Annotated in this window: 22 protein-coding genes; 20 read left to right on the top strand and 2 right to left on the bottom strand. The window is 35.2% G+C overall.

What is annotated here, in order from left to right:
• Positions 1–71 precede the first annotated feature (71 nt).
• The 10 genes from NYE52_RS17900 to NYE52_RS17855 all read left to right on the top strand — a co-directional run bounded on the left by NYE52_RS17900 (position 72) and on the right by NYE52_RS17855 (position 10,851).
• On the top strand, positions 72–2,126 hold the full coding sequence (locus NYE52_RS17900) for a BglG family transcription antiterminator (protein WP_341194297.1): 2,055 nt from the start codon (positions 72–74) through the stop codon (positions 2,124–2,126).
• A 27-nt stretch (positions 2,127–2,153) separates the two neighbouring features.
• On the top strand, positions 2,154–2,621 hold the full coding sequence (locus NYE52_RS17895) for a PTS sugar transporter subunit IIA (protein WP_341194296.1): 468 nt from the start codon (positions 2,154–2,156) through the stop codon (positions 2,619–2,621).
• 15 nt (positions 2,622–2,636) lie between these two features.
• On the top strand, positions 2,637–2,921 hold the full coding sequence (locus NYE52_RS17890) for a PTS sugar transporter subunit IIB (protein WP_341194295.1): 285 nt from the start codon (positions 2,637–2,639) through the stop codon (positions 2,919–2,921).
• 72 nt (positions 2,922–2,993) lie between these two features.
• Positions 2,994–3,278, top strand: coding sequence for a PTS sugar transporter subunit IIB (locus NYE52_RS17885; protein WP_341194294.1), 285 nt, complete (start codon positions 2,994–2,996; stop codon positions 3,276–3,278).
• Between the two features lie 122 nt (positions 3,279–3,400).
• Positions 3,401–4,672 (top strand): PTS galactitol transporter subunit IIC, encoded by a 1,272-nt coding sequence (locus NYE52_RS17880; protein WP_341194293.1) that lies wholly within the window; start codon positions 3,401–3,403, stop codon positions 4,670–4,672.
• A gap of 41 nt (positions 4,673–4,713) precedes the next feature.
• Positions 4,714–5,745 carry a zinc-binding dehydrogenase gene (locus NYE52_RS17875; RefSeq protein ID WP_341194292.1) on the top strand — a complete coding sequence of 344 codons (1,032 nt, stop codon included), beginning with the start codon at positions 4,714–4,716 and terminating at the stop codon, positions 5,743–5,745.
• Positions 5,746–5,981: 236 nt separating this feature from the next.
• Entirely contained in the window at positions 5,982–6,428 is a 447-nt protein-coding gene (gene rpiB, locus NYE52_RS17870; protein ID WP_341194291.1) for a ribose 5-phosphate isomerase B, read from the top strand.
• Between the two features lie 107 nt (positions 6,429–6,535).
• On the top strand, positions 6,536–7,414 hold the full coding sequence (locus NYE52_RS17865) for a 6-phosphofructokinase (protein WP_341194290.1): 879 nt from the start codon (positions 6,536–6,538) through the stop codon (positions 7,412–7,414).
• Between the two features lie 4 nt (positions 7,415–7,418).
• Positions 7,419–9,434 carry a transketolase gene (gene tkt, locus NYE52_RS17860; protein ID WP_341194289.1) on the top strand — a complete coding sequence of 672 codons (2,016 nt, stop codon included), beginning with the start codon at positions 7,419–7,421 and terminating at the stop codon, positions 9,432–9,434.
• Between the two features lie 223 nt (positions 9,435–9,657).
• Entirely contained in the window at positions 9,658–10,851 is a 1,194-nt protein-coding gene (locus tag NYE52_RS17855; RefSeq protein ID WP_341194288.1) for a PDZ domain-containing protein, read from the top strand.
• 63 nt (positions 10,852–10,914) lie between these two features.
• On the opposite strand, the gene NYE52_RS17850 is transcribed toward NYE52_RS17855, so the two are convergent.
• Positions 10,915–11,955: an NAD(P)-dependent alcohol dehydrogenase gene (locus NYE52_RS17850; protein WP_341194287.1), complete on the bottom strand. Its 1,041-nt coding sequence runs from the start codon at positions 11,953–11,955 to the stop codon at positions 10,915–10,917.
• 234 nt (positions 11,956–12,189) lie between these two features.
• Between NYE52_RS17850 and NYE52_RS17845 the strand changes: the two genes are divergently transcribed.
• From NYE52_RS17845 to zupT, 5 genes are all read left to right on the top strand, one after another.
• The gene (locus NYE52_RS17845; protein WP_341194286.1) at positions 12,190–12,600 is read left to right on the top strand and encodes a MerR family transcriptional regulator; all 411 of its coding nucleotides are present in this window, start codon (positions 12,190–12,192) and stop codon (positions 12,598–12,600) included.
• Between the two features lie 50 nt (positions 12,601–12,650).
• A complete protein-coding gene (locus NYE52_RS17840) occupies positions 12,651–13,076 on the top strand; it encodes a MaoC family dehydratase (RefSeq protein WP_341194285.1) in 426 nt (141 codons plus the stop codon).
• A 221-nt stretch (positions 13,077–13,297) separates the two neighbouring features.
• Positions 13,298–14,815, top strand: a complete 1,518-nt coding sequence (locus tag NYE52_RS17835) for a flavocytochrome c (RefSeq protein ID WP_341194284.1) — start codon at positions 13,298–13,300, stop codon at positions 14,813–14,815.
• Positions 14,816–15,017: 202 nt separating this feature from the next.
• On the top strand, positions 15,018–15,242 hold the full coding sequence (locus tag NYE52_RS17830; RefSeq protein WP_341194283.1) for a hypothetical protein: 225 nt from the start codon (positions 15,018–15,020) through the stop codon (positions 15,240–15,242).
• Between the two features lie 273 nt (positions 15,243–15,515).
• Positions 15,516–16,325, top strand: coding sequence for a zinc transporter ZupT (zupT, locus tag NYE52_RS17825; protein WP_341194282.1), 810 nt, complete (start codon positions 15,516–15,518; stop codon positions 16,323–16,325).
• Positions 16,326–16,447: 122 nt separating this feature from the next.
• On the opposite strand, the gene NYE52_RS17820 is transcribed toward zupT, so the two are convergent.
• The gene (locus NYE52_RS17820) at positions 16,448–16,666 is read right to left on the bottom strand and encodes a hypothetical protein (RefSeq protein WP_341194281.1); all 219 of its coding nucleotides are present in this window, start codon (positions 16,664–16,666) and stop codon (positions 16,448–16,450) included.
• A 175-nt stretch (positions 16,667–16,841) separates the two neighbouring features.
• On the opposite strand from NYE52_RS17820, the gene NYE52_RS17815 reads away from it, so the two are divergent.
• The 5 genes from NYE52_RS17815 (at position 16,842) to NYE52_RS17795 (ending at position 20,533) form a co-directional block, all read left to right on the top strand.
• Complete coding sequence (locus tag NYE52_RS17815; RefSeq protein WP_341194280.1) at positions 16,842–17,048, top strand: DUF1657 domain-containing protein; 207 nt, start codon at positions 16,842–16,844, stop codon at positions 17,046–17,048.
• An 88-nt stretch (positions 17,049–17,136) separates the two neighbouring features.
• On the top strand, positions 17,137–17,331 hold the full coding sequence (locus tag NYE52_RS17810) for a DUF1657 domain-containing protein (RefSeq protein WP_341194279.1): 195 nt from the start codon (positions 17,137–17,139) through the stop codon (positions 17,329–17,331).
• Positions 17,332–17,357: 26 nt separating this feature from the next.
• Positions 17,358–18,215 (top strand): DUF421 domain-containing protein, encoded by an 858-nt coding sequence (locus NYE52_RS17805; protein ID WP_341194278.1) that lies wholly within the window; start codon positions 17,358–17,360, stop codon positions 18,213–18,215.
• Between the two features lie 92 nt (positions 18,216–18,307).
• On the top strand, positions 18,308–18,994 hold the full coding sequence (rpiA, locus tag NYE52_RS17800; RefSeq protein ID WP_341194277.1) for a ribose-5-phosphate isomerase RpiA: 687 nt from the start codon (positions 18,308–18,310) through the stop codon (positions 18,992–18,994).
• 303 nt (positions 18,995–19,297) lie between these two features.
• Positions 19,298–20,533, top strand: coding sequence for an NAD(P)-dependent malic enzyme (locus tag NYE52_RS17795; RefSeq protein WP_341194276.1), 1,236 nt, complete (start codon positions 19,298–19,300; stop codon positions 20,531–20,533).
• Positions 20,534–20,567 lie beyond the last annotated feature (34 nt).

Here is a 20,567-nt window from a genome sequence, read left to right as displayed (position 1 = left end):
TGGAAATGAAAGCGAATACAATTATACTTTCATTCATGCTACAATAAAATCAAGTTAAGAGGTGATAGATAATGTACCTTGATGAAAGAAGTAATATTTTGTTGAAGGAAGTATTAAGTAATCCTGATACCTCTAACATTAAGCTAGAGAAAAAATTTCAGCTATCCCGAAGGCAAGTCAGTTATAGTTTTCAGAAAATTAATGACTGGCTAGAATCAAATAATTATCCAGCTATTAAAAGAACCAATGGTGGAAAGTTCATCATTAGTCCTGTCATTATGGAATTATTCGCTGAAAAGACAGATGAACAAGCAGATAAGCATTATATTCCATCTGAAACAGAAAGAGCTCAATTTATTCTATTGTATATTATTAGTAGCGAAGAAGAACTTTCCTTGCTTCATTTTACTAGTGCATTAGGGGTTAGTAAAAATACAATCCTCCGGGATATGAAGAATGTACAGCAAATGATAGAACCTTATGAACTAGAGATTAATTATTCAAGAATGAAAGGATATGAATTAAACGGGAAAGAATGGAATGTTCGAAAATTATTAGTGGAAGTATTGGAAAATATCTTATCTATTTATAATGGCGAAGTATATATTCAAAAGTTTATTAATGTATCTAAAGATAATCTAGCAACTATCAAAAAACGGCTAGAAGAAGTTGAAAGTAGTCTACATCTTCAGTTCATTGATGAACGGATAAATCTTTTGCCATATATTTTAGCGGTAATTTTAAAGCGGATACAAAAAGGGAGAGTCATTCAAGATTTTTACCATATTGATTCTCGTTCCTTGTCCGATACGAAAGAGTATATTGCCGCAGAGATATTAATTAAAGATATTGAGAGAATTCCGAAAGAAGAACATCTGTTTATGACCTTACAGTTGCTGACATCGAAAATACTATCAGCACAGTTTTTATCCGATCATCAAATCCCAGAGTTGACGAAAGCGTTAGAACTATTTCTTCATACTTTTGAATATAAGGCGTGTATTTCATTTAAGGAAAAAGCAGTATTGCTGGAAAGACTAGTACTTCATATGAAGCCTGCATATTACAGAATGAAGTATAATCTAACGACGAATTACACGATGATGGAAAAGGTAAGTGCGGAATTCGAAACGATACATTTTATTGTAAAGGATTCCATCACGCCAGTAGAAGAATATATAGGATGTTCTATACCTGAAAATGAATTAATGTTCATTACTATCTTCATTGGAGGACATTTAATTAGCTCAGGGGAAACCATTCAGAAGAAGAAGAAAGCAGTAGTTGTTTGTCCTAATGGTGTATCAATCTCACGTCTAATGGAAAGTACGTTACGTGAATTATTTCCTGAATTTTATTTTCATCAAGCTTTATCAATTCGGGAATTTCAACAATTAAATTATCCAGTTGATATTATTTTTTCACCCGTACCATTGCAAACGAATACAAAACAATTTGTCATAAATCGTATATTAACAGATTTTGAAAAAGTTCAGCTTCGACAAAGGGTATTAAGAGAAATTTTTGATTTAAATTCAAATGTCATAAACATTGAGCAAATAATGGGGAAAATTGAGAAATATGCTTCTATAAAGGATAAAGAATCCTTGCGAAATGCATTACAAGAACATTTTTCCATTGTTACGACAGATGAGTCTCAGGAGCCTATGACAAAAACGGATTTATCGCTAGCGTCCCTTTTGACACCAGAAATGATTACAGTAGTAAAAAGTGTAGCAGATTGGCAGCAAGGAATACAAATAGCAGCGAATCAGCTATTGAAAAGTGGAAGTATAACAGAACAGTATGTAGAAGAAATGATGAAACAGTATCCAGCGATGGTACAGCATATTGTTCTAAGAAATGTAATTGCAATTCCTCATGCTGGACCGGAAGCTGGCGTAAATAAAGTAGGCATGAGCTTATTAAAAATAGAAGATGGTATCCCATTTAAAGATGACTTAAAAGTACATTTTATTGTAGTGCTAGCATCTACAGATAAGCATAAACATCTTTACGCATTAAGACAGCTTATGAGTTTATCAAAAAATGGAGAAGATATCAGCAATCTAAATGATAGCAATGATGCAAATCAATTATATGAAATCATCAAAAAATATTCTTAAAGTTAAGTGAAAGTGGAGGAATTTAAAATGGCAGTTGCTTCGTTTATTAAAGAAAGCCTAGTTAACGTCGGATTAAAGGTAGAAAATCAAGATCAGCTTTTTAATGAAATGTATGAAAAGGCATTCGAGCAAGGTTTTGTCAAAGAAACCTTCCTACCGAAAATTAAGGAGAGGGAATCGATATTTCCAACAGGACTTAATGTCAATAATTATAGTATCGCAATTCCTCATACAGATCCGGAGCATGTAGTGGAGCAATTTATCGCCGTTTCTGTTTTAGAAAAACCAGTATCCTTTCATTTAATGGAAGATAATACAAAAACAACTGAGGTGCAAGCTGTGTTGATGCTTGGATTGAATCAGCCTCATAGTCAGATTGAGGTTCTACAAGAATTAATGCAAGTTATTCAAGTAGAGGACCATTTAGAAAAGCTTATCCATGCGAAAGATAAATCAGATATAACAGCATTATTTCAAAGCATTAACATTTCATGAAAGGTGGTGAGGTGATTGAACAGGCAAACGGTCTTAGTTGCATGTGGTGCAGGAATTGCAACATCAACTGTGGTTCTTGATCATTTAGAAGAATTGATTGAAAGAGAGAATTTACAGGTTGAGCTTGTTCAATGCAAAATAGCAGAAGTTGCAGGTTTACAGTCTAATGCAGATTTAATCGTCGCAAGTACCATATTGCCAACAAAATACTCCATTCCAGCACTTAGTGCAACTGCTTATATTAGTGGAATAGGGATTGAGGAATTAGACAAGGAAATATTAAGTTATTTAAAAAAATAATTAAATGGTTAGACAGCAAAAAATGAATTGCTTCTATATAGATAATACACAAATTGAAGGGAGATTATTAAAATGAAAAAAGGTAAAATTCTTGTAGCTTGTGGAGCAGGTATTGCAACATCAACAGTAGTATGTAACCGTGTAGAAAATTTGGTGAAGGATAACGAGCTTAATGCGGAAGTGGTTCAATGTAAAATTGCAGAGGTTTCTTCTCTACAAGGGGATGCTGATTTAATCGTATCAACGACTATCCTTCCAAAACAATATGATATTCCTGCTATTGTAGCAACTGGATATATTAGTGGAATCGGCATGGAGCAAATTGATCAGCAAATTATTAATCATTTCAAGAAGTAATTTTAAATCATCCAAGAATAAAATCACAGTCAGACAATAGAGGCGGGGGAACCTGCCTACTATCCTACCCTGGTGTATAGGATACACAAATATAAAAAATATGTAATGAGAGGAGATTCAAAATGAGTCAACTTTTAGATGGAGTACAATATGTCCTTAGTTTAGGACCAACCGTTATCTTACCTATTGCCATACTTATTATTGGACTTATTTTCCGAACAGGCTTTAAAAAGGCATTTCGTTCTGGTTTAACAATTGGAATTGGATTTGTCGGTATTAACTTAGTTATTGGCGTACTTACAGGCAGCTTAGGGCCAGCTGCACAAGCAATGGTTGAAAGATTTGGTTTAAATTTACATGTAATTGATGCTGGTTGGCCAGCGGCAGCAGCAGGTGCTTGGGCATCACCAGTTGCAGCAATCCTTTTACCGATTTGTTTGGGCGTAAACTTATTAATGATTTTCTTAAAATTAACAAAAACATTAAATGTAGACATTTGGAATTACTGGCATTTTATTGCCGCTGGTGCAACTGGTTATATTTTAACAAATAGCTGGATTTTTGCAATCCTTTGTGCGGTTGTTTATGAAGTAATTGTATTAATTATTGCAGATAAGACACAGCCAATGGTTGAAAAGTTTTATGGATTACCAGGTATTACATTCCCAACTGCTTCAACAGCTGCATTCGCACCGCTTGGTATTTTAATTGGTTTATTAATTGAAAAAATTCCTGGCTTACAAAAGATTAAAGCAGATCCAGACGTTATTCAAAAGAGAATGGGGATTTTTGGAGAGCCTATGATGATGGGCTTTATCCTAGGGATTGTCATCGGAATTCTAGCTGGATACAACGTAGGAGATGTATTCCAAGTCGGTATTTCAATGGGAGCAGTTATGCTTTTATTACCACGTATGGTTAAGATTTTAATGGAAGGTTTACTACCAATTTCTGAAGCTGCACGTGATTTCTTGAGAAAACGTTATGCTGGTAGAGAATTATATATTGGTTTAGATGCAGCATTAGCTGTTGGGCATCCAGCTGTTATGTCAACTGCACTTATCTTAGTTCCTATTACATTGTTCCTAGCAGTTATTCTTCCAGGAAACCAAGTACTTCCTTTTGGTGACCTTGCAACAATTCCGTTTTTAGTAGCATTTATTGTTGGTTCTAGAAAAGGAAATATCATCCATTCTGTTATTGTGGGTACAATTATGATAGCGCTTTCTCTATATATGGCAACAGATTTTGCACCAGTATTTACTCAAATGCTTGAAGGTGGATCATTTGAAATGCCAGGTGGAGCTACTCAAGTATCCAATTTAGACACTGGAGGAAACTTGTTGAACTGGCTAGTATTAAAGGTTTCTCAGCTTTTCCAAGGAGTATTTTAATCCATATTAATTGATTAAAAAAACTTAGGAGGATGTAATCAATGAAAGCTATAACAAAATTAAAATCTGGCTATGATGAAATGGAGCTAATCGAAATCGATGAGCCTTCTGCATATAATGATAAAGTAAAAATAAAGGTTGCCTTTACAGGTATTTGTGGATCAGATATCCATACCTTTAAAGGGCAGTATAATAGCAAAAATACACCTGTTGTATTAGGGCATGAATTTTCTGGTGTAGTGGTAGAGGTAGGCAAAGACGTATCCAATATAAAAGTTGGAGACAGAGTAACAAGTGAAACAACCTTTACAACTTGTGGAGAATGTATCTATTGCCAAGAAAAAGACTATAACCTTTGTCCAAATCGAACAGGACTAGGCACACAAGTAAATGGTAGTATGGCAGAGTATGTGATTGCTAGGGAAGAAAGCGTGCATGTATTAAATGAGAATGTTAGTTTAGAAGCAGCAGCCTTAACAGAGCCATTAGCTTGTTGTGTTCATGCTGCACTAGAAAAAACGACCATTGATGAAAAGGATGTAGTATTAGTATTTGGTCCTGGTCCAATTGGATTGTTACTAAGTCAAGTAGTAAAATCTCAAGGTGCATTCGTCATTTTAGCTGGAATTACAAAAGATAGAAAGAGATTAGATCTAGCGAAAGACATAGGCATTGATGTAGTTGTTGACCTATTACAAGAAGATTTAAGTGAAGTAGTAAATAAGTATACTGATGGTTATGGTGCGAATAAAGTATTTGATTGCTCTGGTGCTGTTCCTGCTGTAAACCAGGGTCTTGCACTTACAAAGAAAAAAGGAACATTCGTACAAGTAGGACTATTTGCGAAGAAAATGAATGAAATTGACCAAGAATCTATTATTCAAAGAGAAATTAATTATATTGGCTGTCGCTCTCAAAAACCAAGTTCTTGGGATATTGCATTGCAATTACTTGAGGATGGAAAAATTGATACTGATAAAATGATTACAAAAATAGTATCTCTTGACGAATGGCGTAATGGTTTTGAAAAAGTAATGGCTGGTGACGAGATTAAAGTATTAATTGAATCATAAACATTGCTAGAAGATAAAAATACTCCTCTTTTATAGTTAAAGTGGAGTATTTTTATTTGTTTACTCTGTATTTTTCAATCACAACATTATACAAAAGACTAAACAATATTGAAGATGAAAACGTATACAGTTAATTGTGGGTATTGTGATAAAATGAACATGTTGAAAAGAAAAAATGGAATGATAACAAAAATGGAAGTATCTTTCAGATTTTATTTATAGAAAGGATGAGGAACATGAAATTAGCCATTGCCTGTGATCATGGTGGATTTTCCTTAAAAGAAGGAGTGAAAAAATATTTATTGGAACAAGGAATAGAGGTGGAGGATTTCGGTTGTTACAGTCGAGAAAGTGTTGATTTTCCAGACTATGCCAAAAAAGTAGGAGAGTCCATTATAGCAGGTCAAAGTGAATTAGGCATTCTTTGTTGTGGAACTGGTATCGGTATGAGCATAGCAGCGAATAAAATAAATGGCATACGTGCGGCCGTAGTTGGAGATGTTTTTTCCGCAAAGGCTACTAGAGAACATAATAATAGCAATATCCTTTGTTTAGGTGAAAGAGTTACAGGGGAAGGGTTGGCATTATTAATAGTAGAAGCATGGCTTCAAGCAGAATTTTTAGGCGGTAGACATGAAAGAAGAGTAGAAGCTATTGGGGAATTAGAAAAATATCTTTGTTGAAAAGTTGGAATGATAAAAGCAATCCGTGTAATGTACAATGACAACGGATAATAGAAGGTTTGTTATCTCTAAAGCCTATAAAATAAGGAGAAACAGGGGGCATCTTTTTGAAGGTAGGCATCGTGATTGCAGGGATACTACCTGCAGGAGTAAAACAAATTATCTATAAATTATGTAATGAATTGGTGCCAAGTCATCAATTATTTGGGATTGAAGTGAATAAAGAAACGGAAACAGCGGATTATCTTGAGATTATTGTGAATAATGATTCTCCCTACTTAAGTGATTCTGTACTAAGACCATCTTTTTTATCAGACAATGTAAAGTGGGAAGAAATTTGTTCTTCAATGGATAGAATTATTTTTATTGGAGATGCCGAGGCAAAAGAGCAGTGGGAGAAATCATTTGTAAAAAGCGAAACGATGCATTCCTTATATGTACCAGTTTCTATTTATAATAATATAGATGGATCAGATTGGTCTTTAGGCTATGATACTGCCATTAATAGTATGACGCAAATGATATTAAAAGTAAAAGATACCATTCATTCATTGAAATACGAGAAACCAAGATTATTTGGTTTTTCTATTAAAGGAACACCATCTATAAATATGCTGCAAGATATCTCAGTGGCAGTGGATGGCCATTACTTATCAGACTTTAACGAGGTAGAAGAAGTACAGCATTTAAGCGGTAAAATCGCGAGTAGCTTTACCAATTTACATACTTCTTCCATATTAGTATACAGTCATGCAAACAGAGTAAGTATGCAAGAGAAGCTAATCGATCATTTACATGTAGATTGGAAATATACAGAAATTGATGAGGCGCTTTGTATGGGAACAAATCCAACAACAATTGACCGTATATTAGCGAACGAAATAGCAGAAATCATTTTATTATGGATAAGAAATAACAACCCTACAGGGGAAATAACTGTTAAAAAAGATGGAGTTCTGTATCAAAATAAAAAAATGAAGGAATGATATTATGAGTAACACAGTTGCGACAAATATTGAAAAAATAGCAATTAATACAATTCGTACATTATCCATTGATGCCATTGAGAAATCGAATTCTGGTCATCCGGGAATGCCGATGGGGGCAGCTCCACTGGCTTACACATTATGGGCAAAAGAAATGAATCATAATCCTGCTAATCCTAATTGGTTCAACCGTGATCGTTTTGTCTTATCAGCTGGACATGGTTCCATGCTTCTTTATAGTCTTTTACACTTATTTCAATATGGTGTGACCATTGATGATTTGAAAAATTTCCGCCAATGGGAAAGTAAAACACCTGGTCATCCGGAGTATGGGCATACACCAGGTGTAGAAGCTACAACCGGTCCACTTGGACAAGGAATTGCGATGGCTGTCGGGATGGCAATGGCAGAAAGACACTTGGCAGAAAACTATAATAAAGACAATTTTTCAGTAGTAGATCATTACACATATAGTATCTGTGGTGATGGTGATTTAATGGAAGGTGTATCTGCAGAAGCGGCATCACTGGCAGGTCACTTAAAATTAGGAAGATTAGTAGTATTATATGATTCCAATGATATTTCTTTAGATGGTGATTTACATCTATCTTTCTCTGAAAGTGTTCAAAAGCGTTTTGAATCATATGGTTGGGAAGTAATCAGAGTAGAGGATGGAAATAATATAGAGGAAATTCATAATGCTATAAAAGCGGCAAAACAATCGGATATCCCTACGTTAATCGAAGTGAAAACAGTTATTGGATATGGTTCACCAAATAAAGGCGGAAAATCAGCATCACATGGTGCACCACTGGGAGCATCAGAAACACAATTAGCGAAACAAACGTATGGTTGGTCTTACGAAGAAGCATTCCATGTTCCAACAGAAGTTTCTGAGCATTATGCAGCATTAGCGCAAGAGGGAGCAGACAAAGAACAAGCTTGGAATGAATTATATCAAGGCTATAAAGAAGCTTATCCGGAGTTAGCAACGCAATTAGAAACGGCAATCAAAGGAGAACTACCAGCAGATTTACATGAAAGTCTACCAGAATTTAATGCTGGAGATGCAATGGCAACAAGAGATTCTTCTGGTAAAACCATTCAAGTGGCTGCAAAAGAAATTCCATTCCTATTCGGAGGGTCGGCTGACTTAGCAGGATCAAATAAGACTTTAATGACTGCTGAGAAAAACTTTGCAATCGATGGTTATGCAGGCAGAAATATTTGGTTTGGTGTACGTGAATTTGCAATGGGTGCAGCGTTAAACGGCTTAGCACTACATGGTGGAGTGAAGGTATTTGGAGCAACATTCTTCGTATTCTCTGATTATTTACGTCCGGCAATCCGCTTAGCAGCATTAATGAAATTACCTGTGACTTATGTATTCACACATGACAGTATCGCAGTTGGAGAAGATGGTCCAACACATGAGCCAGTTGAACAACTTGCTTCCTTACGTGCAATGCCAGGTCTATCCATTATTCGTCCAGCAGATGCGAAAGAAACAGTCGCAGCATGGCAACTTGCTTTAGAGAGCACAGATACACCAACAGCGTTAGTATTGACACGTCAAAACTTACCAACATTAGATTTAACAAAAGCGGAAGCATACGAAGGAGTGAGAAAAGGTGCTTACACCGTTTCAACTGGTAAAGATACAGCTCAAGCATTAATCTTAGCATCAGGTTCTGAAGTGTCGCTAGCAATCAAGGCACAAGCAGCTTTAGAGGAAGAAGGAATTTCTGTGAATGTTGTAAGTATGCCAAGCTGGGATCGCTTTGAAACACAATCAGCTGAGTATAAAGAGAGCGTATTACCAGAAAGCGTTCATGCACGCGTTTGTATTGAAGCTGGTTCTTCTCTTGGGTGGAGAGAATATATTGGACCTAAAGGTGAACATATCACAATTGATCATTTTGGAGCATCTGCACCTGCGGATAAACTATTCCAAGAATATGGATTTACAGTAGACAATATAGTAGCGAAAGTTAAAGCTTCTATAGCAAAAACAAAATAAAAAGTAATATAAAGCCAATGACCTTAAAAATCAGGTTGTTGGCTTTATTTATGAAAAATAAAAATCTAAATTTAATAGATACAAAAAGAGATAATATTTCTTCCACATAGTCTTTCTATTACCATATTAGTAGAATATAATAGATTTATACTATAAAAGATTAAATTCCTTAAAAAAAGGAATAAATAGATGGGAAGCTTAATGTAAGGATGGGGGAAGTTTTATGTGGCAAGATTGGTTGCTCGAGCTTTTAAAAGGATTTGGTAAGCTATTTTTGAATCCTGTTTTCTATTTATCGTTTTTATTAGCTGCTTATTTAGGGGTTGCTAGAGTAAAAAAAGAAAGAAGAAATTTTACGGTAAGAGCACAAAACGCTTATTTTGAACTGAAACAATTGTTGCCAATGGGGATTATCGTCGGACTTTGTGTATCCGTTCTTTCTATCGGACTTGTTTTAGTAGTTCCAATGGAATTTATAATTTTTACAGGGATTATTACAATCGTATTTGCGCTAATTGGAAAAACGAGAATGTTATCGCCTGTATATTCAGTTGGATTAGGAATAGTTGTTAGTAGTGTTTCTCTTTACCTTGGTTGGGATTATCTTTTGTTTTCGAAAAGTAATCTGAATTCATCCGAATATATATTTCCAACTGCAGTTATTCTACTAGGATTTTTCATTATTTCCGAGGGAATATTCGTTCGTAAAAATGGAGTGAAAGGAACTTCACCAAGGCTAAAGAAAAGTAGACGTGGTCAAGCTATTGGTGTCCATCTATTAGAAAGAGCATGGATTTTACCAGTATTTTTATTTATTCCTTCAGGGGTATTATCGATTCCGTTTGAATGGTGGCCAATGTTTACTGTAGGTAATCAAACATATTCACTTCTCTTGGTTCCTTTCTTGATTGGATCAAAAATTGAAGTTCAAGGGGAACATCCTATTATTGCTATTAGAAATGTGGGAAGAAACATCATTATTCTTGGTTCTATCATTATAGTAGGGGGAGCTGCAGCTTATTTCTATCCACTTGCATCTATTGGTTTAATCGTAGTAGCAATTCTTGGCCGAGAGTGGATTACAAGCAAGCAGAAAAACAAAGAAAAGAATAGATCTTTCTATTTTTCTAGAAAAAATAATGGGGTAGTAATATTAGGAATTGTGCCAGATTCTCCAGCTGATAAAATGGAGTTGGAAATTGGTGAGATGATTTCTAAGGTAAATAGTATTCCAGTTCAAGATAAAAACCAGTTATATAAAGCATTACAAAAAAATTCAGCCCATTGTAAACTAGAAGTATTTGATGCTAATGGTGAAATTCGTTTTGTGCAAAGGGCTTTATATGAAGGGGATCATCACGAATTAGGATTATTATTGATTCCTGACGAGAAAGTACATGGAAATGAAGCCGTCTAAAGGTTAATAAAAATCGAGTAATCCATTACTAGGATTTACTCGATTTTTTATATTTAATCATTTTTATATTGTACTAGTGTCAATTACGAATCGATATTTAACATCTGAAGCTAAAACACGTTCATATGCTTCATCAATTTGATCAGCTGAAATTACTTCGATTTTTGGAACGATATTATGTTGAGCACAGAAATTTAACATTTCCTGTGTCTCACGGATTCCTCCAATCAAGGAACCAGCAAAGGAACGACGATGCCCGATTAGTGATTGTACATTCAAAGATAATGGTTCCCCAGGTGCACCCACATTTACCATCGTACCATCGAGTGTAAGTAATGAAAAATATGCATCAAGGTTGATTTTTGCACTTACAGTATTGAGAATCAAGTCAAATGTTCCAGCAAGTTTCTCAAATGTTTCTGGGGCACTTGTAGCATAGTAATGGTCTGCACCGAATGCTATTCCATCTTCTTTTTTCTTCAATGACTGCGAAAGAACCGTTACTTCTGCTCCCATAGCATGTGCAATTTTTACAGCCATATGTCCTAGACCACCCATGCCGACAATCGCTACTTTCTTGCCTGCACCTGCTTCCCAGTGATTTAATGGAGAATAGGTTGTAATACCAGCGCAAAGTAATGGTGCTGCAGCATCAAGTCCAATATTATCCGGAATACTAACCACAAAGTCCTCTGTTACAACAATGTGGGTAGAATAACCACCTTGTGTTGGTTCTCCATACTTATCTACACCAGCATATGTAGGGATATTTCCTTTCAGGCAGTATTGTTCTTCTCCGCTTAAGCAATTCTCGCATTTTCCACATGAATCTACCATACATCCAACGCCTACACGATCGCCAATTTTATATTTAGTCACCTCAGAACCAACCTCTGTAACAATTCCAGCAATCTCATGTCCAGGGACAAGAGGATAGTTAACAGGACCCCATTCCCCATGCGCGGTATGGATGTCGGAATGACAAATGCCAGCATATTTAATCTCGATTAGAACATCATGTAAGTCTAGGTCACGCCTTTTAATTTCAGTTGCTTGAAATGGTTTATCAGCACCATAGACTGCTCTTGCTTTAGCTGAGATCATAGTAAAACCTCCAAAAATAAATTTTTACAAGAGAATGAACACGTGATGCATCTGTTCTCTTTGTTTAGTTTCCAAATCTAGAATAATCCCTATAGTTAACTCTAGGTCAAGTGATAAGTTTTTATCCTTAGTGATTTTTAGTTAAAGCTTTGACAGGTCATACGGAGCATGGTAGGATGCTCCTTAAATATAGAGTTAACAAAATGTCTATCTAAAGGGGGAGAAGATACAAGGATGAATACATATTCGATCAGTGAAGTTGCCAAGAAATTGAATCTAACAGTTTATGCCTTACGTTACTATGACAAGGAAGGACTAATGCCTTTTGTAGAACGTACTTCTAATGGGACTCGATTGTTTAAAGACTCAGATATTGAATCACTTAAAGTCATCCAGTGTCTAAAATCTACAGGGATGCCTATTAAAGAAATTAAAGGTTTTATCACTTGGTGTTCAGAAGGAGACTCCACTTTACAACAGAGATATGCTATGTTCTTGGAGAGAAAAGCTGCTGTAGAAGCACAGTTAGAAGAATTAAAGAAGACAATGGATGTCATCAATCATAAGTGTAATTACTATATGACAGCTATTGAAGCTGGGACGGAAGATATTCATAAAAGAAATAAAATAGGTAGTTTTAATTAAAGGTTTTTTTAGGTGAGACTAATATATAACTAAAGTAAAAGAGGGCTAGAATGAAATTAGACGAATTTAAAATAGGACAAAGCTTTAAAACAAAATCTTTTAAAGTGACAAAAGAAGAAATAATGAAGTTTGCAGGAGAATTTGATCCTCAATATTTGCATGTAAATGAAGAGAAAGCAAAGGAAGGTAGATTTAATGGAATAATTGCTTCTGGAATACATACTTTAGCTATTTCTTTCAAGCTGTGGGTAGAAGAAGAGAAATATGGGGAAGATGTCATTGCGGGAACAGAAATGAATAATATAAAATTTTTAAAACCAGTTTTTCCAGGTGATGAACTCTATACGATTGTAAAAGTTCTTGAAAAAAAGCAAAATAAAAGTGCGACTGGAATTCTTACAGTATTGCTTAGCACGTATAATGATAAAGAGGAAGAAGTTTTTGAAGGGGAATTATCAGTTCTAATCAAAAAATGAATAAAAAAAGAATGAGTAGTCGATTAAAACTATTCATGAAAACTACCATTAGCTTCTTTAAAGAAGCTAAATGGCAGTTTTTTTGCTAATGAAGAAAAATAAAAAAAATTTCTAACACTTTGTGAACTTTTGCACAAACTTTAAAATTGATGATATACTTTGGAAGATGAACGGATTAATGCAATTATCATCAGATTATGAAATTATTTGGAGGGAAACAGATGAAAAAGAAATTAACAGCTGCCCTTATTTTTGCTTTTTCTTTCGTACTTGTTATTGCTGGTTGTGGAAATGAAAAAACAAATAGCACACAGAAACAAGAAAAAGAAGAAAAGGAAGCGGAAGTAGTATCAGGAGCTTCTCAAACAAACTATACACCATATGAAGAACTTAAAGACAGCTACGATATTATCATTGTTGGAGCTGGTGGTGCTGGGATGACTGCAGCTTTAGAAGCACAGGCAAAAGGATTAAATCCAGTTATTTTTGAAAAAATGCCTGTTGCTGGAGGAAATACAACAAAAGCTTCTTCTGGCATGAACGCATCTGAAACTAAGTTTCAAAAAGAGCAGGGCATTGAAGATAATAATGATTTGTTTTACGAAGAGACATTAAAGGGTGGACATGGAACAAATGATAAGGAAATGTTACGTTTCTTTGTCGATAACTCAGCAAGCGCGATTGAATGGTTAGATACAATTGGCATTCGTTTGAATAATTTAACCATTACAGGAGGGATGAATGAAAAACGTACCCACCGACCTGAAGATGGGTCAGCAGTAGGACAATACATAGTGGATGGTTTGTTGAAAAATGTTCAAGAGAAGGATATTCCTCTTTTTGTAAATGCAGAAGTGAAGGGAATAACAGAAAAAGATGGAACTGTAAATGGAGTAGACGTACTATTCAATCAAACGGATGAAAAATCCATTACGGCAAAAGCTGTGATTGTAACGACAGGTGGCTTCGGCTCTAATATGGATATGATAAAAGAAGTAAGAAGTGATCTAGGCGACTATGTAACAACAAACCAAGCTGGTAGCACAGGTGATGGAATTAAAATGATTGAAAAATTAGGTGGAGCAACTGTTGATTTAGAGCAAATTCAAGTTCATCCAACTGTACAACAAGAGGAATCTTACTTAATTGGTGAAGCTGTTCGTGGAGAAGGAGCAATTATGGTTTCGGCAGAGGGTAAAAGATTCACGAATGAACTTGATACACGTGATAAAGTAACAGCTGCAATTAATGAGCTTCCAGAAAAATCAGCTTACTTAGTATTTGATTCTGGTGTGAAATCCCGTGCGAAAGCTATTGAACAATATGAAAAATTAGGATTTGTGCTAGAAGGAGAAACAATAGAAGCACTGGCTGAGAAAATGAATGTTTCTTCAGAGGAACTAAAAGTAACATTAGATACTTGGAATAAAGCTGTTACTAATAAAGACGATCAAGCTTTCGGAAGAACAACAGGAATAGAGAATGACTTGGCTAGTACACCTTTCTATGCTATAAAAATTGCTCCTGGTATTCATTATACAATGGGTGGAGTAAAAATTAATACAAATACAGAGGTTCTTAACGAAGATGGTCAACCAATTTCAGGATTATTCGCTGCAGGAGAAGTAACTGGTGCTCTACATGGGGAGAATAGAATTGGCGGGAATTCTGTGTCAGAGATTATTATCTTTGGACGTCAAGCAGGTATAAAGTCCGCAGATTATGTAAAAGCTCAATAGACTATCTATGTAAATAACTCCTACCGATTAATAATAAATGTTTGGCAGGATAAAAGGTTCAAATCGTTTATGATTTGAGCCTTTTATTTTGGAATAATCCCTTTTTGGGGAGTTCTCCTACTAGAATGAATAATTGCATTAATTGTGGACATTGGACAAACGCTTTCCGTCATACGCTAAATGAAAAGGGGAGTTGGGAAAGATGAATAAAGAGAATAAAAAACAAATAATCATTGTAGTAATGGAAATTTCAAAAATGAAGCGATTTGTCATGATGGATATGGGAATTGGTACTTTATCCTATTACTTAATTAAAATGATTAATGGAAATATTATTATTGATCTAGTTGGAAGCACCATCATTACTGAAGGTGTAAAAAGAGTGTATAAGGGGATGAATAATAAAAGAAAAAAGACCATTACATAGGAGGATTCTATTAAGCTTATTTTTATAAAAAAATAAAATAGAGGAAAGATTTTTTTCTTTTTACGTATAATTTAAACAAATCATTTTAATTATTAATCAGAGATTGGATTTGTGTAATTCGCTTTGAAGGTAAATATAATCTATACATATATGAATTGACGAATATTTGGAAATTGGTTAAAATTTTTCCTAAGAGAAACATTTTTAAATGAAGGTATAATTTTTATATATATGAAAAAGCGTAGGAATACTACAGGATAAAGGGGGATTTATATGCCCGAAAATTTATTGATTGCATTTGGTTTGACATTATTAGCAGGTTTGGCTACTGGGATAGGAAGCGTACTTGCCTTTTTCACATCAACAACGAATACAAAGTTTCTATCTTGGATGCTCGGTTTTTCTGCCGGAGTGATGATTTATGTATCGATGATTGAGATTTTTGTCAAATCAAAAGATGCATTAGTCGGATCATTAGGAGCACAAGCAGGGAACTGGCTTACTGTTGCAGGATTCTTTGGCGGAATATTGTTAATTGCTTTAATAGATAAATTTGTTCCAGAGCAAGGAAATCCACATGAGTTGAAGAAAGTGGAAGAAATTAATAAATCAAATGTTACGAAAACTGACCATTCTCTTTTGAAAATGGGGAGTTTTACAGCACTTGCTATTGCTATTCATAACTTTCCAGAAGGGATTGCAACCTTTACTGCAGCACTTCAGGATCCAGGACTTGGTGTAGCAATTACAGTAGCTATTGCGATACATAATATTCCAGAAGGAATTGCCGTTGCAGTACCAGTTTATTTTGCAACAGGTGATCGAAAAAAAGCATTTAAACTTTCCTTTTTATCAGGTTTAGCAGAGCCAGTCGGCGCCATTGTAGCTTTCCTTATATTAATGCCATTTCTAAATGATGTTATGTTTGGATTAATCTTCGCAGCAGTAGCAGGCATCATGGTCTTTATTTCACTGGATGAATTATTGCCAGCAGCAAAAAAATACGACGAAGGGCATCTATCTATATACGGTCTCATTGCCGGAATGGCCGTTATGGCAGTAAGTTTGTTATTGTTTATATAGAGCTAGTTTGATTTGTTAACCAATGGAATAGTCAATTGGATTGTAATTTTCATAAAGAAAGCTTTTAAAGTTTTGAACTTTGAAAGCTTTCTTTTTTCATCAAGATAACCTCAATTATTCAATCACTTCTTCTCCAATAAATTATTTTCCTTCTCCATTTTCTCCACTTCTAACTTTAATTTATTCGTTTCCAATAAAAAATTTTCATGCTTTAATTTCTCAAGCTCTAATTGATCCTTTACGATTGCTCTTTTTAATTTTGATTGTTGTTCCAAATGTGAAGTTATGATACCAGCTAGGGGAATAGAGAATACAGCTAAAACAATAATGACAGTAATCATTTTTTAACTCCCTTGTTATTTTTTAACTAAATAATACGACTGAATTAAGCAAAAGTTTCAATTAATGGAAGTAGGATTCTTCTTCTCCATACTTGGCATTTTTTGACTGAATAACAAGAGAAGTAAATGAAATGATATTAAAGTGGCAAAAAATTTAAGGGTGGTGGCAGCTCAAATGACGGTAATAACAGACGTAAAACAAACAATGGCAGGGCTGAAAAGTGCTCAAGCTAGTTTAGAAACTTTTGCTCTATCTACTGATAACCAATCTGCAAAGCAAATATATCAGACTGCTGCACAACAAACACAACAAATTATTGATTCCTTAAATCCAAGGCTACAAGAAATCGAGAAAGAAGAACCACAATATGCACAACAATAAATCATGCTAAGAGAAAATCGAGAAGCCGTTTCTAGGAGAATTGACTTCCCTTCTAAATAAACGGCTTCTCTTTTATTGGAGGGAAATCATGACTGTTGCATCAAATGTAAAGCAAACTTTAGCGAGTTTAAAAGGTATTGAATCCCAGCTATCTGCCTTTGCTCTTCATTCCATGGAGGAAGAAGCTCAAAAGGCTTTTCACGAAGCAATGGTATTAGTTGGTGAGATTAAAAATGATATTCAGCTAAGGGTTTATCAATTAGAGCGAGAGGAAAAGCAATAAGCTCTTCTTAATGGGAAGGTGAAAACATGTTTACAGTAGTTTTACGAGCGTTGCTTTTTGTTATTGTTTTATTTATTACTACAAAGCTATTAGGAAAAAAGCATATTTCTCAGCTATCACTTTTTGAATACATAGCAGGTATTACGTTGGGGGATATTGCCGGAGAGGTAATTCTAAACTCCAGTCTTAGTGTTATGCATGGAATACTTGGGATATTCGTCTTTGCAATCATCTCGTATTTAGCTGATGTAATTTCCTTAAAAAGTAAGACATTACGTAATGTAATAGAAGGTACTGGAACGGTATTGGTGGAAGATGGAAAGCTCCTTGAAGAAAATTTGAAGAAGGAGCATTATACGATTGACGATTTTTCTACACTTTTACGACAAAAAGATGTTTTTAGCTTGTCCGAAATTGAATATGCTGTTCTTGAACCAAAGGGAATGCTCAGTGTTTTATTGAAGAAGGAAAATAGACCAATCACTCCGAAAGACCTAAATATAAAAGTGCCAAGTGAAAAAGCGCCTCAAACGATCATTATGGATGGCAATATCGTTTATGAGTCTTTAACAAAAGCGGGAAAAACACCAGCTTGGTTGCATATGGAATTAGAGAAATTAGGTGTAACACTAGATAATGTATTTCTAGGACAAGTTGATTCCTATGGTGAACTTACAATTGATATTTTTGATGATAAAATCAAGCTGGCAGAAGCACAGGAAAGACCACTACTGCTTGCGACAATAAAAAAAGTTCAAGCAGATTTGGAAATGTATTCGCTACAAACAGGCAATAAAGATGCGAAAATAATGTATGGAAAAAATGCGGATAAAATGGAGCAAGTAAAAAATACAGTGAAAATGTACTTAGGAGAAAATTTCTAATGAAAAATAGATGAAAGAGATGGATATATCATCTATTATAGAAGGGAGGATAACTATTTGGATATTACAAAATAAGTGTGTAGGTGAACAGGATGGATAGACAGGATCAAAAAGCATTAGTAGGAGAAGCTGCCGCGATTCAATATGTAAAAAATGGAATGACGGTTGGGCTAGGGACAGGATCTACAGCATTTTATGTGATAAAAAAAATGGGCGAAATGATTAAGGCAGGAATGGAATTAAAAGGGGTTGCGACGTCAAAGGCTACAGAAAAATTGGCGAGTGAATATGGAATTCAACTAATTGATATAAATGAAGTAGAAGAATTAGATATTGCAATTGATGGTGCAGATGAAATTGATGCAAATTTCTTTGCCATAAAAGGAGGAGGCGGAGCATTATTGCGAGAAAAAATAATCGCTAGTGCTGCCAAAACCTTTATTGTTGTTGCAGATGGAAGTAAGAAAGTTCAATCTTTAGGGCAATTTCCTTTACCTGTAGAAGTAGTTCCGTTTGGATATAAACAAACAGAGAGAGCTATTGAAAAATTAGGTTGTAAAACAGAAATACGGATGAAACATGAAGAGATTTATCTAACGGACAATGGCAATTATATTGTTGATTGTACTTTTCCTAGTATCGAAAACCCCAGTCAATTACATCAATCATTGAATAACATAGTCGGAGTAGTGGAAAATGGCCTTTTTATTAATATGGTTGATGTATTAATCTCTGTTAATAAGCAAAATGAAATTAGTGTTGCTATAGCGAAGAAGTGAAGGAATAACGGACACTAGCATTTGGCGATGGAACGAATCGTTAAATAGGATTACCCTCACCTCAATAGGTGGGGGACCACTTCTTAAAATCATGATAAGTTTAATAGATCGTTTAACAAAAATAAATGTAAAAAAGTATGCATGAAGCTTATTTTATTAGATATTTATTATTTTTATTTTGTAAGCGTTTCTTTTTTTGTTCATAAGATATATCATCTTAGATAGGAAGATCCTTATCTAGAAAATACCCAATAAAAAGAAGCCATAATGTTGGAGAAATTGCGCTAATAAGGGAGAGATAAAATGTCTTTACGAGAAGAAGCTTTACATATGCATCAGGCCAAACAAGGGAAATTGGAAATCCATGCAAAGGTTGAAGTAAATAATGCTCAGGATTTAAGTTTAGCTTATTCTCCAGGCGTGGCAGAACCATGTAAAGAAATTTTTGAAAATCCGGAAGCTGTATATGATTTTACGATGAAAGGCAATATGGTGGGCCTTGTAACAAATGGTACCTCTGTACTTGGTTTAGGGAATATTGGAGCAGCGGCATCTCTTCCAGTTATGGAGGGAAAAGCCATTTTGTTAAAAAGCTTTGCTGGAGTGGATGCATTTCCGATTGCTTTAAATTCAACAGATGAAGATAAGATAGTGGAGACCGTGAAATTGATGGCTCCTACCTTTGGTGCAATCCATTTGGAAGACATTGCTGCACCTCATTGTTTTGAGATAGAAGAGCGTTTAAAGCAAGAATTAGATATTCCTGTTTTTCATGATGATCAGCACGGTACTGCAATTGTAACTTTAGCTGGACTTGTCAACGCGCTTAAACTTGTAAAAAAAGAAATGAAGGATTTAAAAATTGTTATAAATGGGGCTGGCGCTTCAGGGATAGCCATCGCAAAACTTCTCTTTTCTTCCGGTGTAGTCAATATGATTTTGTGTGATACAAAAGGAGCGATTTATAGTGGGAGACCAGTTGGCATGAACCCTGCAAAAGAATCTGTGGCAACATTCACAAATGGAGAAAATGAAAAAGGTTCACTGCGTAATGCTATTAAAGGAGCGGACGTATTTATTGGAGTTTCTGTCGCAGGTACCTTAACAAAAGAGATGGTCCAAACGATGAATAAGGATGCGATTATTTTTGCGTTGGCAAATCCGGTACCAGAAATAAGTCCTTCTGAAGCGAAAGAAGCAGGTGCAAGGATAGTCGGAACAGGAAGATCTGATTTTCCGAACCAAGTAAACAATGTATTGGCTTTCCCAGGCGTTTTTCGTGGGGCTCTAGATGTTCGAGCAAGGATTATAAATGAGGCAATGAAGAAAGCAGCGGCAGAAGCAATCGCGGGTTTAATTGCGGAATCAGAGCTGAGTGAAGATTATGTCATTCCAAGTCCATTTGATCCAAGAGTAGCTCCAGCCGTGGCTGCCGCCGTTGCGAGAACCGCGATAGAAACAAATGTAGCAAGAATTCAGGTCGATCCAGAACAGGTAAGAATCAAAACAATGAAACTGACAACGATAAGAAATAAATAGAGGAAATGAGAAAGAGGCCGGCTCATGGAGGAAC

Origin of the sequence: Niallia sp. FSL W8-0635 (assembly GCF_038007965.1) — a bacterium.
Lineage (GTDB): Bacteria > Bacillota > Bacilli > Bacillales > Cytobacillaceae > Niallia.
Note: the sequence above shows the minus strand (reverse complement) of the source record. Positions and strands in the feature narration are given on the sequence as shown.